Annotated in this window: 12 protein-coding genes; 7 read left to right on the top strand and 5 right to left on the bottom strand. The window is 67.0% G+C overall.

The window, feature by feature from the left end:
- Positions 1 to 155: 155 nt before the first annotated feature.
- From JYA52_RS02265 to JYA52_RS02285, 5 genes are all read right to left on the bottom strand, one after another.
- Positions 156 to 629 carry a CHAT domain-containing protein gene (locus JYA52_RS02265; RefSeq protein ID WP_240459874.1) on the bottom strand — a complete coding sequence of 158 codons (474 nt, stop codon included), beginning with the start codon at positions 627 to 629 and terminating at the stop codon, positions 156 to 158.
- A gap of 947 nt (positions 630 to 1,576) precedes the next feature.
- On the bottom strand, positions 1,577 to 2,284 hold the full coding sequence (locus tag JYA52_RS02270) for an AfsR/SARP family transcriptional regulator (RefSeq protein ID WP_205651530.1): 708 nt from the start codon (positions 2,282 to 2,284) through the stop codon (positions 1,577 to 1,579).
- 647 nt (positions 2,285 to 2,931) lie between these two features.
- Entirely contained in the window at positions 2,932 to 3,150 is a 219-nt protein-coding gene (locus tag JYA52_RS23025; RefSeq protein ID WP_205651568.1) for a peptidoglycan-binding domain-containing protein, read from the bottom strand.
- 108 nt (positions 3,151 to 3,258) lie between these two features.
- Positions 3,259 to 3,441, bottom strand: a complete 183-nt coding sequence (locus tag JYA52_RS02280; protein ID WP_205651531.1) for a hypothetical protein — start codon at positions 3,439 to 3,441, stop codon at positions 3,259 to 3,261.
- A gap of 382 nt (positions 3,442 to 3,823) precedes the next feature.
- On the bottom strand, positions 3,824 to 7,270 hold the full coding sequence (locus JYA52_RS02285) for an IPT/TIG domain-containing protein (protein WP_205651532.1): 3,447 nt from the start codon (positions 7,268 to 7,270) through the stop codon (positions 3,824 to 3,826).
- Between the two features lie 1,019 nt (positions 7,271 to 8,289).
- Between JYA52_RS02285 and JYA52_RS22905 the strand changes: the two genes are divergently transcribed.
- The 7 genes from JYA52_RS22905 to JYA52_RS02320 all read left to right on the top strand — a co-directional run bounded on the left by JYA52_RS22905 (position 8,290) and on the right by JYA52_RS02320 (position 16,216).
- Positions 8,290 to 9,228 (top strand): helix-turn-helix transcriptional regulator, encoded by a 939-nt coding sequence (locus JYA52_RS22905; protein ID WP_205651533.1) that lies wholly within the window; start codon positions 8,290 to 8,292, stop codon positions 9,226 to 9,228.
- 142 nt (positions 9,229 to 9,370) lie between these two features.
- Positions 9,371 to 11,410 (top strand): phage tail sheath family protein, encoded by a 2,040-nt coding sequence (locus JYA52_RS02295; RefSeq protein ID WP_205651534.1) that lies wholly within the window; start codon positions 9,371 to 9,373, stop codon positions 11,408 to 11,410.
- A gap of 13 nt (positions 11,411 to 11,423) precedes the next feature.
- Positions 11,424 to 11,945 carry a phage tail protein gene (locus JYA52_RS02300; RefSeq protein ID WP_205651535.1) on the top strand — a complete coding sequence of 174 codons (522 nt, stop codon included), beginning with the start codon at positions 11,424 to 11,426 and terminating at the stop codon, positions 11,943 to 11,945.
- 5 nt (positions 11,946 to 11,950) lie between these two features.
- On the top strand, positions 11,951 to 12,685 hold the full coding sequence (locus tag JYA52_RS02305) for a hypothetical protein (protein ID WP_205651536.1): 735 nt from the start codon (positions 11,951 to 11,953) through the stop codon (positions 12,683 to 12,685).
- Positions 12,682 to 13,515 (top strand): hypothetical protein, encoded by an 834-nt coding sequence (locus JYA52_RS02310; RefSeq protein ID WP_205651537.1) that lies wholly within the window; start codon positions 12,682 to 12,684, stop codon positions 13,513 to 13,515. The genes JYA52_RS02305 and JYA52_RS02310 overlap by 4 nt, the downstream gene beginning before the upstream one ends.
- A complete protein-coding gene (locus tag JYA52_RS02315) occupies positions 13,512 to 14,243 on the top strand; it encodes a Pvc16 family protein (RefSeq protein ID WP_205651538.1) in 732 nt (243 codons plus the stop codon). Before JYA52_RS02310 ends, JYA52_RS02315 begins: the two co-directional genes overlap by 4 nt.
- Positions 14,240 to 16,216: an ATP-binding protein gene (locus JYA52_RS02320; protein ID WP_205651539.1), complete on the top strand. Its 1,977-nt coding sequence runs from the start codon at positions 14,240 to 14,242 to the stop codon at positions 16,214 to 16,216. Before JYA52_RS02315 ends, JYA52_RS02320 begins: the two co-directional genes overlap by 4 nt.
- The last annotated feature ends 37 nt before the right edge of the window (positions 16,217 to 16,253 follow it).

Below are 16,253 nucleotides of genomic sequence, written 5' to 3' on the forward strand. Positions count from 1 at the left end.
GTTTGAGCGCCATCAACTAGGCTCGTCGCCCAGTGATTGAAGGAGGCAGCAATCTCCACGTCGTTCATCGCTGCCATGCTCTCCGCTGTTGCCGATTTCATGCTTTAACCCTCCTGTGTGTCCACTTGCATTCCTCGCCGCGGTCACGGTGTCGCCTACTGCCAGTACCCCGACAGACTGAACGCCGCCCATTCAAGAGCCGGGCGGCCTTCGTCCCTCATCGACGTCGCGGCCTCCCGCCACGCCTCCGCCCGGGTCAGGCCGTCAACTAGCCACGCGCGGTAGAACCGCGTACAGAACTCCCCGGCCGGCTCGACCGGAACATCCCAGTGTGTCGTGAGGAGACTCGATGCGCCCGAAAGCAGGAAACCGAGCTCCACGCCCAGCGCATCCCCTGCGCTCCCCTCGCGGGCAAGGCCGGTGGAGCATGCTTGCGTGGTCACATGACTCCCCGTCAGCCGCAGCCCAGCAACCCGCTCCGGCGAAAGCAGGCCACCTGGCCGGCCGATCGCAGCCAGAGACGGCAGCCCCGACCCGGGCGCCAGAAGCAGGCCAGCCCTCGAGAACCTGGAAATCCGGTATTTTAAACCAGTTTGCGAAGTCGACAAGCATATGACTAGATTTGTCATATGTGGCAGAACTTAGGGGGAAATGCTTGTGGTATGTGAAGCGAAGGCCTTCAAAATTGACGTTGCTTTTGGGAATCAATTTCGAAGCTAGGGCAGACAACGAGGCAATTCACCAGGCGCCGTTGTTTCGAGTACTTCCAAAGTAATACGGCACCTCAGAGGTGAGCAGCCGCCCCAAGGCAGGTACTGCTTTACGCCGTCCCTGCTAGCTGCTCTGGAAAAGTTCATGAGCGAGCCTGTTGCTCGACCTCTGTGGCGAAGTCGGACGGCTTGCCCAGGGACTTGTTCCGTGCGGTGAAGTGCGACGAAATATCCTACGATGACAAAGCGCCACTTGTATCCCCGGCGAATCATTATCAGGCGGGCAATCTTGAGCAAAACTTTTGCGGAAGTTGGTGGATTCCTGATTCCCGTACAGCAGGATCAAAGGTACCCGGCGAATGCCGGCTCTCAGACCTTCCTGGGCAGAATTGCCCAGATCGCTGTTTCCGGACAGCAGAGGCGGGTCCGGCATTCGAGAGTGGGTTCTTCCAGCATGTGGCTGGTTACAGACTGAAAGTAAGGTGAAACGCCATGACAAGCGATGATCGTCCATCAGGAATCTCCGCTCACGAGGCCGATTCGAGGACGCCGCCTATGGGCACGCTAGTCATCCGTACCTGGTACGAACCGGATCAGGTACCCAGTTTCCGAGCCAGGGTAACGTATAGCCAGGATGCGGATGATGATCCCGCCACGGTCGTCGCTGCCAATCCGGAGGAGGCCCTGAGCGTCGTACGTCAGTGGCTCTTCACCCAGTATGGCTCCCCGGACGAAGCCTAGAGGCGCCGGGGTGAGAAGGATAGAAGGATACAGCAAGGTTGCCGGCTTGACCCCGAACCCGTTGAACGTCTACCGTCCAGTCGGCCTTTGGAACGCGCCCGTTTACATTCCGTTTCAGCTGCTTGTCACCGAACATCTGCAACAAGCGTTCGAATAGCATCCGATGGAGCAATTCCCATTTCGGCCTTAAGCAGCGCTTGATACTTCTCGAAGGCTCGAAGCGCCGAGGCGTTGTTACCCTGCTGCCGCTCAGCCTGGATTAGGAGTCCGACCGCTCGTTCGTATAGCGGTTCAAGTTCCAGTGCGGCCTCGGAGGCTTCCACTGCAACCTCGCAGTCGGAGCGTGCCAGGGACTCGCGGGCGATGACCAGAAGGGCGTGCAGACGATTCTGCCTAAGCCGTGTCTGCTCAAAAATCACCCAGTCTTCGTACCAGCCGGGGAGAAGCTCAGCATGACGTAGCTCGTGAAGGCAGGAAGCAGCGTTGCCGTTGAGCCCGACTTGGATCAGATGCTGAATTTGCGACCGGACGCGGTGAAGGTCGACGTCCGCCGCTTCGCTGAGTGAAAGCACGGCCCCGCCATTGATCAACAGGCCGGGCACCTGCCTCGTGATGAGATGCACGCTCACACGGAGGCTTTCCAGGGCTCGCGGCTCAGAATGCTCCGGCCACAGCAGCCCCACTAGATAACTCCGGGGGCGCGGACCGTTTATCGCCAGCGCCGTAATCAGCCGCTGTTGGCGCGCTGCGACGTGCACGACGTTGTCGCCGCAAAGAAGTTGCCATGACTGAAACAGGCTTAACCGAAAATCACCATAGTCACCGTCGCCCATGGGATACCCCCAAATCCAGTTGTTCCAGAGGTCTGGGATAGATCTAGGAACGAGGATCCGGAGTTTCGCGAAGGATGTCAATGATCAACGTCATCTGGCAGTTTCTCCCAGCAACAGACTATGCAGTTGGGCATCATTGGGAATCCAGCAACAATTATCGCCTACACTGCTGACCCAAGGGTTGGGACTTGATTTATTGGCTAGCCGGAAACGGACGGTCAGCGATTCCTGCACAGCAGTGAGACCCTCACTGGAAGCAGACTGCCCACCGACTTTCGGCCCTCCGACTGGTGCACACGTTTCCACAGGAGAATGTTGTTGAGTAGTGTGGACTATTGAAAACTTGCTCCTCGATGAGCCCAGACGTGAGCAATTTCTGCGTTCCATTCTCGAACGGAACATCTGACCGGCATCAAACGCGACAGCGTCATCCGCTCTGGCCAATGGCGCGTTCCTCACCGGGCCTCCAACATCGTCCAGCTTTGGCCGCCCAGAATTGCCAAACCACGTATAGCCGGCAGCGATAGTTCGACCGGCCGAGACGTAACATTTGTCAGTCCGGAGCAGTTCAGCCGCCGCAGGGCCTCAATTCCGGGACGAAGGCCGGCCACGGAGCCTTGCAGAGCACGGTCGGCCTTAGGCAGCAGCTATCCGACGGCGGCCCAAGTTATCGGCCCAACGATCCCGTCCGCGGTCAGGCCGTTGGTGCGCTGGAAGGAGCGTGCGGCCGATTCAGTACCGGGGCCAAATATGCCGTCGATGGTCAGCCTGTAGCCTAGGGCAAAGAGCCGCTGCTGGAAATAGGTGACATGCTCACCAGTTGAACCTCTGTGGATCTGAGGTCGCGTAACGGTCCGCAGCTGGATCTTTCACCATCCCGATGATGCCGATTTGGTTCCAGATGAGCTGCCCGGGCCCGCGCGACCGGGAGGGGGAGTCAGAGGTCATTTTCGGACTAGGAGCTGCCCGACTCCTCAGCCGGCCAGAAACTCGTAAACCCTGTTCGCTTCATCGGAACCGATCATGATCGGATCCGATGCGTCCATACCGCGGCTCGGGGTCACCACGTAGTAGAGGTTTCGTCGCGAGGACGGGCCGCGCATGGCCATCACTAGGTCCGCGCTGCGAGGCTCCTGCTGGCCGCCCTCAACCTGCAACTTCCTTCCTTTCGTGCGTGCAGTCCAGTCTTTGAATTCGTGCTGCCGGCACCTTTTCGTCGTGAAGGTTCTTGGCTGCGCCGGAGTAGATAACCTCCGCCGCCTCTTCATCGGGGGCTCCAGGGATTAGGCGTAACGATACGAGCTGTTCGATATCATGTGGTATCAATGGAATCACAGCCCCTTGTGGCCGATTGTCGGGCGAATCAATTCAACTCGCCACAATGTTCCTATAGTGGTCTTCCGTCATGTCCGGGGTTCTGCAATGGGCAGAAACTACCCATCGCGTTTCCCGCTCAGGCACCGCGACACCTCTCCCGTGAAGATTTGGGGTCGTCGAGCGCGCCGGCGACCCCTCGTGTCTGGTCGTCTCCCCGCCGGCTCAGGGCCGGATGCGGACCGAATTCGAGCGCATGCCTGCGACGAAATCGGCGCCGTCGACGACGGCGACCACGTCGAGATCCCGGCCGTCCAGTTCGGGGTTCCGGTCGAGCACCGCGCGCAGTTCGAACTGCGTATCGAACGAGCCAGAAGGTCCCGTGACAGTCTCATCGACGACGACATCGCCATCGGGTCCGCCCGTAATAACGATGAGCACAGGGATGCCGGAGCCTCCGGGGCTGACATCCCCGCCCACTGCAACCGTCCCTCCACCGGATTCCGCCCAAATGCGCACGCGGCAAGCGAACTTGGCCTTGCACCGGGCGGTCAGCCCGCCGATGGGCGAGAGGAATTCGCCCGGCTCGATCCCGTCGGCGGTCTCGGTGTAACGTCGTTCGAGGAATCCGTCGATTCGCACATCGATCGGCGGCTGCTCAACATACCGCCCGACGTCGTCGGGTGCCGCGATGACGACATCGACCATCCGCTCGCCGTGTCCGTCGACCCACACCCACTGATGCGGAATCTGCGCGAGGTAGCCATCGGAGCGCCCCGTGACCCGTGCGCGCAGGTGGATGCGCCGGCGACCAGCAGACGGGTTCCGAACCGCGACCGGAAGCGTAAGGGGATGCACCGGGCTGCCGGCCGACAGGTCGAACTCGGCGATGTTCTCCTGCGCTTGGTTGTTGCCGCCCGTGACCTCGCCCAGCTGATGGGTGGCCACGACTTTGAGGCAGGTGTGCTCACCGACCTGTGGCACCCACACCGTCGTTGAGTCGAAGGAGGAGCCGCTCGCGATGGAGCCCACGGTGGCCGTCTTGATCGGCGCCCAGCTTCCGTTGTCGCCCACACCCGGAGGTGTTACGGAATAGAACGTCACCAGGACGTTGGTTGCCTCATCCGTCCCGTCATTGCGGATGCGGCAGTAGAAGTCGTTCTTGGCATTGACGAGCGGTTTGTCCCCGCTGCCCTTCGGCCGGCCCTCGGCATCCATGGGCTGGTCGTACACGCCGTCCTGCTTACGGTCGATCCAAATGTCGGGCGTCTGGTAGTGGTCGTCCCACGGCTGGATGCGTAGGTCGAACTTGCCCGCCGGATCGTCGGGGACATTCTGTGCCCACTCGATCTTCACCTTGCAGATCAGTGGCCACGCCTGGACATTGTCGTCGAGCACGGTGATCTTGAGGTCACGCAGCGGATCGACGACGACGCTGCCAGTGCGCAGTACGTTCGGCGCGTGCGCGAGGGTGATGAAGCGGGTTTGCTGGTTGTTGTTGATCGAGTCGAGCAGCACGCGTGTGACGATGACTCCGCCCTGGTTCGGGTTCGGCGCCCCGCCGAGGGGCAGACCCGGGTCGAACACCAGCCCCGTCGTGCCTGGACGCTGCCGTACCTCGACGTAGTACGACAGGGAAGGAGTGACGATGATCTTCAGCACGTGATACCGGCCCTGAACCGTGTTCTCGGTCGTGCCGTGCGCTTGCAGCTCGACCTCCAGGGTGCGGGGGTTGCGGTCCCACTTGACGCGCCCGATGTTCGTCTGCCCGCTCAGGTTCTCGTCGTTAGGGTTCGACGCGTGCGCGTCGGCGAACCACCCCAGGTTCTCTAGGTTCGAGCCGCTGAACAGCGCGTGAAATGCGTCGTGGGAGCCCATGATGTCGAATGCCGCGGCGGTCGCCTCGGCGGGGTCGATAAGATCGGACCCGTATATGTCCTCCCCGAGGTGCGCACCCGCCGCGAACTTCGGATCGATGATGTTGTGCCCGGTCTCGTGCGCGAGGCGACCCCAGTCGGCGTCCTCGTGAACCGTGATGTATGGGGTGTCCTTGCTGAGGGTCTCGTTGATGCTGAGTCCCGCCGCGGAAAAGGTGAACGTCTTGGCGCTCATGTTTCCCCACCCGCGTGTGAACTTTCCGCCGGTGTAGCAAGTAACGGCGATCATGTCGGGCTGCGAGGCAGCGATCTCGGTCTTGTAGAGCTGGACTGCCTCAGCGACCAGCCGCGGGTTGTTCCAGAAATTGTTGTACACCTTGACAGTGCCGTCGGGGTTGGTCTGGGCCACGGGATTGCCAGAGGCGTCCGTCTCGAACTCTGCGTGGCCGTTCGAGTCGTAGACAGGGTTGCCGCTGGCATCGACCTTCTGCTTCAGCTCGGAGGTCCAGTGGTAGTCCAGTAGATTGCCACTGAGCGTCTTCCACCCGGCGGTCACCGCGCCGCTGACCGCGCTCTTCGAGTAGCTCGCCTGATCGTAGTACGTGGCGACCGAATCCCCGGGACCGTTCCAGCGGTCGTCGATCGTTGTGCGTGCGCCTGTCGGCGGCGACGCCAGATCAGCCGGGTTCACCAGCGCGACGAAGACCGCGCCGCCCGACTTTGGCAGCCCCTGCTCGCCAAGCGCCGGGGCGGGGGCTATATCTGCCAGCACTAGCGGCGGCCCGTCGTCGAAGTACCCCGGGCTCTCGTTCAAAATGAACGTACCCGCGTCGAGGATGTTAGGACCGACCCTGACGGTGACGGAGCCGTCCCGCGTGTCGGGGTGCGTGAGCACACGCAGCCGGTGGTCCGAATGCTCCAGCACGGTCGCTGGCACGCCGCCGACCTCGACGGTAACCGGTGTCGCCCAGTCCCCGAACCCGCTGCCCGAGAGCACCAGCACGTCGCCGCCGTGGCCGAGTAGGGGCGAGAGGGCGGTGACCACGGGTCTGGGCGGCACGGGTGCGAGGTCGTAGACGATGACCTCGCGCATACCACTGATCACCACCCGATCCCGCACCATTCCGATGCTCGTGGGCTGCACATCCCCGGCGTCGAACAGCGCCGCCGTCACACCGGCAGAGTCGATCTGCTGCACCCTGCCGCCTGTGCCGGGTTCCGCGTGTAACAGGAGTGTCTCGCTGTCGTCCGTCCAGGTGAGGCGGCCCGGGCTCTCAAACGAACCCGTGAGCGGCGAGATCAATCCACCCGAAACATCGACCGCGAGGATTTCGTCCCGACGCGAGACGTAGGCAAGCGAGCCGTCCGCGCGCGCTGCAAGGCCCACTCCGTTGTCGAGCGCGTCCGACAGGCGCGAGACGTCGCCTGTCGCGGGTGCGATTTCAATGAGGCGTCCCTCCGGTCCCGTCTGCACCGCCCACACGGTGGCCCGCCCCGGAACCCAGGCGATCTGCGCGACCTCGCCGAGATCCTTAGCGACGAGCTGCGGCGCCGACCCGGGCGAGGACAAGTCGAGCAGGTAGAGGCGGCCATCGCGGATGGCGACGAACGCGGCGAGACCGTCGCTGGTGATCGCAAGATCCACGGCGCCGCGCAGGTCGCGGGTGAGTGCCCGCATCGAGCGGTCCATGCCGATGCTCGACACCCGGCCGGAGATCTCTGCGACATAGACCCTGTCGTCGATCGGGTTGTAGCGGCATCCGCTCGTCGGGGTCAATCCGTCTGCGATCGTCACGCCAGTGACCATTGCTGCCTCCCCAATTCATCTGCTGGTTCCTCTGAGGGTCTGAACCTTCCAGATTGACAGGTCCGCCTGGCCGGGTAGGCGGGTCAACGTTTGGCTCGCTCGTCCTACCAATATCGGCGGATGTCGTTACTGTGGCGTTACTGACGGTGACAGTGTCAGCCGTATGGTCCGTCCCCTGCATCCTGCCCCCCGTCGAGTTCATCGCCGCGCATGAACTTTCCGGCCTGGGCGAAGGATCCGTTCGCGGAATTCCACCTAAACATCAAGGCCTGCTGTTGGCGGCGCCACAAGAGCCATCACTCGCTACTACGCAGGGTTCCCGGTGTCGTCAGCCATCACGTATTGACCGGACTTCGTAACGCGGGAGTAACACGTCACCGTTCCAACGCATCAGTCTTTTCTCATGGATCTATGGGTGCGCGGCTGGATATTTTTCGTCGGCCTGATTGTCCTATTGATAGCTCATCTAATTTTTGAGTCCGGGAACGTCGGTGCCCCGGAGGATATAAGTGATCACCCCTGCCCAGATGGGTCTCGACACCATGGCTCCGGCTGCCTCAGCGATCAGCCGGATACCAGATTAGGCAGGTGCCAAGAAACGCGCCCTGCGCAGACACGTAAGCAGGTGGGCTGAATGGCCTATGGCCGAGCGCCGAAGGACCTGCCATGCTGCCGATAACGCGTCAGTAACGCGCGACTTCTATAGTCAGAGGTCCGCGACGCTATGGAGTTTTTTGCGATCACAGTTGGGATCGACGGAGGTGATTGTTCATGTTGAATGCTCTTCGTCCGCTGATTCTCGTGCGAGGATTCGGCGGCACCGAGGTATCGGATGATCAAGCGAGGCCCTATCAGGGCTTCAATGACGGGACCGTGTGCCTGACTCGGGGTGAGAATTACATCTACGAGGGCTACCTGCTCCGCGCACTCAAGTCGGCGACATACCCGTATCGGATGCCACGAATGTCGTGGGGTTCTACTCTGATAGCGTCAGCGCGTCTTCGACCGTGACTGATATCGATCCGGACTCTCTGGAGGGCACGGTCGTCCTCGACCCGGCGGTCGAGAGCAAGGTGGTGATGGTCGAGCATCGCTGGGGACGGGAAAGCGAGCAGTCCAGCCGATCGGAGGATGCCCTCGCGTCGGCGGCCCAGGCCCGGTTTCACCCCGCCGTGCTCTCGGTGACGCTCGAGGTGTTGCATGCGATCGCGGAGGGGGTCCCGACCAAGGTCGCCCTCTGCCGGTGCCTGGCTCGCGAGACCGAGGCGGCCGTCGCGGCCCATGTCGAGCTGGATCCGACCGCGGGCACGTTGAGCATCGTCTCGTGGCCGGGCCAGGCCGATCTGGTGCGGGCCCAACCCTTTCTCGACACCCTGCCAGCGGTCGTGCCCCACCTGATCGGGCTGCTCTCGGCCGACCGCCGCGCGCGCCGGCTGTCGACGGAGTCCCACCAGCTGAGCTGGCAGGCGACCGTGGCGGCGATGTTGTTCGAGGACGTGCTACGGTGCCGCGACGTCGCCCTGGTGCCTCTCGACGTCGACGGGCCCGAGCTGCGCCTGGTCGTGCTGGGCGGCCGCGACCACCTGTGCGCACCCACCGTCCACCTGCTCGACTGCCTGCGGGGTCCGCTGTCCGACCTGATACGGATCGCCGCACCCCACGCCGCGGGCGGGCAGGATCACGGCGTCGCCCCGTCATCTGGCCTCACCCAGCGCGAGATCGAGGTGCTGCGGCTGATGGCAGAGGGGCTGCTCGCCCACACCATCGCGCTCCGCCTCCGGGTCTCCCCCCGGACGGTCCACAAGCACCTCGGGAACATCTACCGCAAGCTCGACGCCCACGACCGTCTCGTCGCCGTACGCCGCGCGGAGGGCCTCGGCCTGCTCGACCGCGCGACCGGCGACCGCCCCACGCTGGCCGACGGGCTGCTCACGCTGAGGTGGTAGTTCTACGTATAGCGACCCCCGCACGGCACTAGTAGGGTTACGTGGACCGCCGGTCGTCCGACCGGCATCCGCGCAGGTGAAGATCTGCGCGGCCAGATCATCGGGGCCGGCCTGCCAGGGTCGACCGCCGCGGGGAGGGTCGATGCTGCAGCTGACGTATCCCGGGGTCTACACCCAGGAGAAGAGCTCGGGGGTCCGCACCATCACCGGTGCCAGCACCTCGGTGGCCCACTTCATCGGGCCAACGCGGACCGGGATCGACAACCGGCCCGTGCGCTGCCTCAACTACGGGGACTTCGAGCGGCAGTTCGGGGGTCTGCACCCGCAGAGCTCGTTGTCCTACTCGGTCCTCCACTTCTTCGCGAACGGCGGGTCGGAGGCCTTCGTGACCCGGCTCCCGGTCAGCGGGTCGGCGGCCGCGAGCTCGGTGGTCCCCGGCAGCGGCGGCGGCGCGACCGCCCTCACCGTGACCGCGCTCGGGACGGGCGCGGTTGGCAACGGGATCTTCCTCGAGATCGACTCCTTCGACATCGGGGCCGATCCCTTCGGTGCGGCCGCGGACACCAAGCGGTTCAACCTCACCGTCGTCGACTCCGTGACCGGGACCGTCGAGCGGTTCACCAACCTCACCACAGCCTCCGGCAACGCCAGGACGGCCGACGCCGTGGTCAACGACCCGGCGACCGGCTCGCGGCTGGTGAAGATCGCGATGGCCCCGCGCGACGCGGCTGGCCCGGCTCCGACCGGCACGGTCTACAAGATCGGCGCCGGCCCGGCCACCGCCACCATCGCCGCCGACCTCAAGCTGGCGCTGACGATCACCCGCCGCCAGACGGACGGGACGGCGGACGCCGCCAACACGGTGACCGCCCTCGAGGTCGTCGCGCTGCCGACCGGCTCGCCCACCCCGGCGAGCCCGCGCGAGCTCGTCGCCCGCTTGGTCGGGGCGATCAACCAGACGCTCCGCGCGACACCCGCCGAGATCGCGAAGCTGGCGGGCGCCGAGGTGCAGGGTGAGCTGTTCGAGGGCGGCGCACAGTTCCGCCTGTCGCTGACCCGCCCGACCGGCCCCGCGGGCACCGCACGCATCCACGACGCCACCATCACCTTCGCCGGCCCCGCGAGCGGATCGTCCTTGAGCGCCGCCTACAACATGGGGTCCGTCGCGACGCCGCACGTGTCCTCGGGCCCGTCGCGGGTCCGGCTCGGCCTGCCAATCGCCGGCCTGGTCACGACAGCCACCGCTGGCGTCGACGGCGCCACGCACGGCCAGCCGTCAGACACGGTCTTCAAGAACGCTGTCACCGCCCTCGACGGGCCCGACCCGTTCTTCAACCTGCTCTGCCTCCCGGACCTGGTCCGGCCGTCGACGACCGACCCCGCCGTGCCGCAGCACAGCAACGTGGTGGCGGTGTACGCCGAGGCGGCGCGGGTGTGCGCCAAGAAGTTCGCCTTCCTCGTCGTCGACCCGCCGCCGCAGGTCAACGACGTGGGCTCCGCCGAACAGTGGAAGACCATGCAACTGGGCTTCTCCTCCACACACGCAGCCGCCTGGTTCCCGCGCATCCGGGTCGACGACCCGCTCCAGCCCGGCTCGATCATCAGCCACCCGCCGTCGGGTGCGATCGCCGGCGTGATCGCCCGGACCGACGCCCAGGTGGGCGTCTGGCAGGCGCCGGCCGGGACCGAGGCGGTGCTGGCCGGGGTCTACGGACCGGCGGTGTCGATCTCCGACCCGGAGCACGGCCTGCTCAACCCGGTCGGGCTCAACGTGATACGGCAGTTCCCGATCTACCAGACCGTCGCCTTCGGCTCACGCACGGTGGACGGGTCCAACGCGCTCGGCAGCGAGTGGAAGTACATCCCGGTGAGGCGCACCGCCGACTACATCCTCCGGTCATTGTCCGAGGCCCTCCGGTGGGCCGTGCACAAACCCAACGGGGAGGATCTCTGGTCGCAGCTGCGCGTCAACTGCACCTCCTTCATGCACGGCCTCTACCGGCAGGGGGCCTTCAAGGGCACCTCGGCACGGCAGGCCTACTTCGTTGCCTGCGACGCGAGCACCACCACCCAGGGGGACATCGACGCTGGCGTGGTCAACATCGCCATCGGCTTCGCACCGCTCAAGCCAGCTGAATTCGTCGTCATCACGCTGCGCCAGATCGTGCAGCCGGCGGTCTGAGGGGGTATCCGACATGGGACAGTTCTCAGTCAACGCACAGCGGTTGGACCCGTACAAGAACTTCAAGTTCCGGGTGAAGTGGGACGGCCGCTACGTCGCCGGCGTGTCAAAAGTGTCGCTGCTCAAGCGCACCACCGAGGTCGTCAAGCACCGCTCCGGCGGAGACCCGTCGACGTCGTTCAAATCACCGGGCCGCACCGAGTACGACGCCATCACGCTCGAGCGCGGCGTCACCCACGACCAGGACTTCGAGCAGTGGGCCAACAAGGTCTGGAACTTCGGCTCCGGACTCGGCGGCGAGGTGTCCCTCGCGGACTTCCGCAAGGACATCATAGTCGAGCTGCTCAACGAGGCGGGGCAGGTCGTCCTCTCCTACGCCGTCTTCCGGTGCTGGGTCTCGGAGTACCAGGCACTGCCTGACCTCGACGCTAACGCCAACGCCGTGGCGATCTCCAAACTCAAGCTCGAGAACGAGGGCTGGGAGCGCGACTACGCCGTCGTGGAGCCCAGCGAGCCCACCTTCGTCGAGCCCTGACCGCCATGACCGGGCTGACTGTCCCCGACCTGATCCGCTGGTGGCCGCCGCCGGCCACCGGCTCCGCGCACGAGCGCGTGGTGGGTCTGCTCGTCGCCCTCGACGGTCCGGCCGCGGCCCGGGTCACCCTGGGCACGCACCACCGGCAGCTGCTCGCGCTGCACCGCGACCTCGTCGGGACCGCGCTCGAGGCCGTGGTCACCTGCCGGCACTGCGCCACCGACAGCGAGTTCCCGGTGCCCGTGGAGGCGGTGCTCGACCTGCCTGCACCCGTGCCGGAGAACGTCGTCGCGGTCGAGGCGGGTGCCGCGCGCGAGACCTTCCGGTTGCCGACGGTCGAGGACCTGGACGCCACCCACGGCCTGGCCTACGACGACGCCGTACGCCGTCTGGCCGAGCGCACCCACGTGGGCGGTGGCGCCCCATTGCTCGGCTCCGGGGACCTCGCCCGGCTGGCCGCCGCGTGGGACGAGGCCGACCCGGCCGGCGACGTCACCGTCGACGTCAACTGCGTGGGCTGCGGCGCCCCCCTGGCTGTCTCGGTCGACCCGGTCGAGTTCGTCGCCCGCGACTTCGACCGGTTTATCGACCGCGTGCTGCGCGAGGTGCACGCGCTCGCGACCGCGTACGGCTGGACCGAGGAGACGATCCTCGCCCTGCCCACGAGCCGGCGCCGTCGCTACCTGGAGCTGGTCGACCCCCGGGCGACGGCGAGATCCCTCACGGCGGTGTCGTCGTGACCGAGCACCCCACCTATCTCGACGCGCTCGCCAGGGCCGCCGACTGGGAGCGCCCGGCGGACGACCGGACCGATACTGCGCGTCCCCGCCCCAGGTCCCACTTCGAGCCCGACGGGCCCGACCTGGCCAGCGGTGAGGTCGCCTACACCGATACCGCAGTCGAGGCCGAAACGTCGGGTTCGGTGGCCGAGCCGACACATCCGCGCACCCAAAAGGATGCGCCGGTGCAGCCGACCGAGGACGAGCCGCCGGTCGGCCGCCCCGAACCGGCGACTGCCACCACCGAGCCGGCCGCTCCGCCCGCCGAGGAGGCTCCGCAACGGTTGGCCGCGCAGCCCGCTGCCGAGGAGGTGGTCGCACGCGAGCCCGCCCGACCGCCGGCGCACGTCGAGCCAGCGGAGCCAGCCGGGCTCCCGAGCCCACCGGTCCCGGACATCCGCGAGCACGCGCCCGCCGAGCCGGTGACGTCGTACCCCGAGCCCGAGCCTGCCCCGGAGCAACGAGAGCCCCACCCGGCGGCGACGGCGGCAGTGCCCGTGGACCGGTCCAACCCGACCCCGCCGCGCGAACCGATTCCGGCACCCGAGGCGGCCCACGAGGCTCGTCCGGTCGCGCGACCGGTCGAGCTGGCCGCGACCGAGGAACCTGTCCCCCCTGAGCCTGAGGCTGGCGGCGGACCGACTGTCCTCGTCGAGATCGGTCGCATCGAGGTCCGGCTGGCGTCCGACCCGGGTACCGCCCCGCGGCCCACGGCGATCCGCCCGACACCGGGCCCGTCGCTCGCCGACTACCTGCGTGACCGGTCGGCCGGCGAAGGGCGGCTGGCATGAGCGCCCGCTTCGCCATCCCGGCCACGACCTTCGTGCTGCGCGGGATCCTCCAACAACGGCTCAACCTGTCCTACCCGGCCACGCTGACGGCGCCGGTCGTGTCGGTGGAGCCGCCACCGCGCCCGTCGCCGACCAATGGGAACCCCTCCGGTGGCGGCGCCGCGCAGCCGGAGCCCGCCCGGCTCCACCTCTTCTGCCACCACGTCGCGCTCAACCCCGCGTGGCGCAACATGTACGACCCGCACGTCAGCTCCGCCGGCAAGCGCGTCGGTCCGTCCCCGCTGGCCGTCGACCTCCACTACCTCCTGGCCGCCACCGGACTCGACCTCGAGCGTGAAGTGCTCCTCGGTCTCGGGATTACCGCCCTCAACCGGTTCGGCGTCGTGCCGAGACCCAAGATCGCCGCGATCCTGGGCGCCGTCGCCGTGCCGGGCACGCCGGCCAGGATCACCGACCTGATCCCCGATGAGGAGCTCCATGACCCGCAGGAGCAGCCCCAGCAGATCACGATCAGCCAGCAACCGGTGGACCTAGACATGTCGACGCGGATCTGGTCGGCGTTCCAGTCACCGCTGCGGCCCTCGGCGTACTTCCTGGTCACCACCGTGTTCCTCGAGGTCGACGAGAACCTGCCCGAGATGAAGAACGTGGATGACCTGAAGATCGGCGTCCGACCCGACGTCAGCGGCGCGGATGCGGACCCGGCCGACGTGGTGACCACGCCATGACCACCGTGGACCGACGCTCCTGCCTCCAGGTCAGCCGCGAGGCGGCCCTGGCCGCCCTGGCCGGCGGACCCGACCCGTTCGCGGACTGGTGGCGCTGGTGGGAGGCGCAGGACGGCGATGCTTCGGTACGCCGGCTGGTCGCCGGCTTCGCCCTGGCCCGGCCCGAGGCGGAGCTGGTCGCGCTGCTGCTGGCGGCCTCCGCGAGCGAGCAGGTCGCCCGGGCGGTGTCGACGGCCGTCGACACCGAGGGTGGCGTCGGCGGGGCCGGGCTGCCGCTCTGGCTAGCCTGCCGGGTGGTGCCCGGGCTCTACGTCTCCGCCTTGGCCCGGTCTGCGCCGTTGCAGCGCCTCGGTCTGGTGGAGACCACCGAGAGGGTGCCCCGGATCGAAACCCGGATGCGCCTGGTCGACGCGCTGGTTGACCGGCTGATCGGCGACCCCGTGCTCGACCCGGTGCTGACCGCGCGCATGCAGCTGCTGCCCGATGCACCGCCGGGGATGCGCGAGCCCCAGCCGGGCAACGAGGGCCTCGCGGCCGTCTCCAGCGCGAGCCGGCGGCTGGCGCAGGAGCTCTCCACCGCGCTCGGCACCCGAGGGCCTCTCGGCGTGCCGCCACTGGTCCTAGCCCGTCGATCCGGGACCGCTGAGCTCGGTCGCGCCCTCCGGACGCTCGGGTTGCTGCCGTGGTCGCTGGCGGCCACCTCCCTGCCCGACGACCCCGACGAGATCGAGTCCCTGGCGCTGCGCTGGAGCCGGGAGGCCGCGCTCGACGCGATCGCGCTGGTCGTCCACGACAACGCGGGCGGGCCACGCCCTGGGCTCGGCAGCTTCCTGGACCGGGTGCTGGGGCACGTCGTCCTCGCCGGATCCCAGGCGCCGGAAGAGCTGATCCGCGGCGTCCACGTCCTGGCCGAGCGGCCGGACGGCCCCGACGCGATGCTGCTGCGCTGGGCGCGGGAGCTCGGACCGGAGCGGACCCGCCGGGTCGGTCCGGGGCTCGGTTCGGTGGCCGCCCACTTCCGGCTCGACGAGGCGACGGTGGGCCGCACCGCGGGCACCGCCGGCCCGGCCATCGACGCGGCCGGGGACGACCCCGGGGCGGCGTCCGCGGCGCTCTGGCACGTCGCCGCGCGCGCGGTTACTCCGGTCCCCCGGCCCGGCATCCGGATTGTGGAGCCGGCGTACACGTGGGAGGACCTGGTCCTGCAGCCCGAGACCGAGGCCACGCTCCGTCGGGTCGAGGCGCACGTGCGGTTCGCCGCCCAGGTCCTGGACGACTGGGGCTTTGCGGCGCGGCTCGGGGGGCGCGAGGGCTGGCGCGGACGCGGCGTGGCGGCGCTCTTCGCGGGGCCGTCCGGCACCGGCAAGACGATGGCGGCGGAGGTGATCGCGGCGTCCCTCGACCTGCGGGTGATGTCGATCGACCTGAGCCAGGTGATCTCGAAGTTCGTGGGCGAGACCTCCAAGAACATCGCCGCGGCCTTCGACGACGCTGAGCGCTCGGGTGCCGTCATGGTGTGGAACGAGGGCGACGCGGTGTGGGGCACCCGCGGTAGCGTGGGCAACGCCGTCGACCGGCACGTCAACGCCGAGGTCGGCGACCTCCTGCAGCGCATCGAGGAGTTCTCGGGCTTCACCCTCGTCACCACCAACCTGCGGCAGGCGATCGACCCCGCCTTCCTGCGCCGCTTCCGGTTCGTCGTCGACTTCCCGATGCCGTCCGAGGCCGAGCGCCTGCGGCTGTGGCGCTCCGCCTTCCCCGCGGCCACCCCGGTCGAGCCGCTCGAGTGGGAACGGCTGGCCGGCCTGCCGCTGACGGGCGGCTCGATCCGCAACGTCGCCCTCGGCGCGGCCTTCCTCGCCGCGGCGGCCGGGACGTCGGTGACCCGCACGATGATCGAGGCCGAGCTCGGCCAGGAGATGCGCAAGCAGGACCTGCCGATGCCGCGGCTGACCTGGTCGGAACCGTCGTGACCGCCCCGCGCGAGCTGCGCGTCCAGGTCGGCACCCT

The sequence above is a fragment of the Arthrobacter pascens genome, assembly GCF_017052465.1.
Lineage (GTDB): Bacteria > Actinomycetota > Actinomycetes > Actinomycetales > Micrococcaceae > Arthrobacter > Arthrobacter pascens.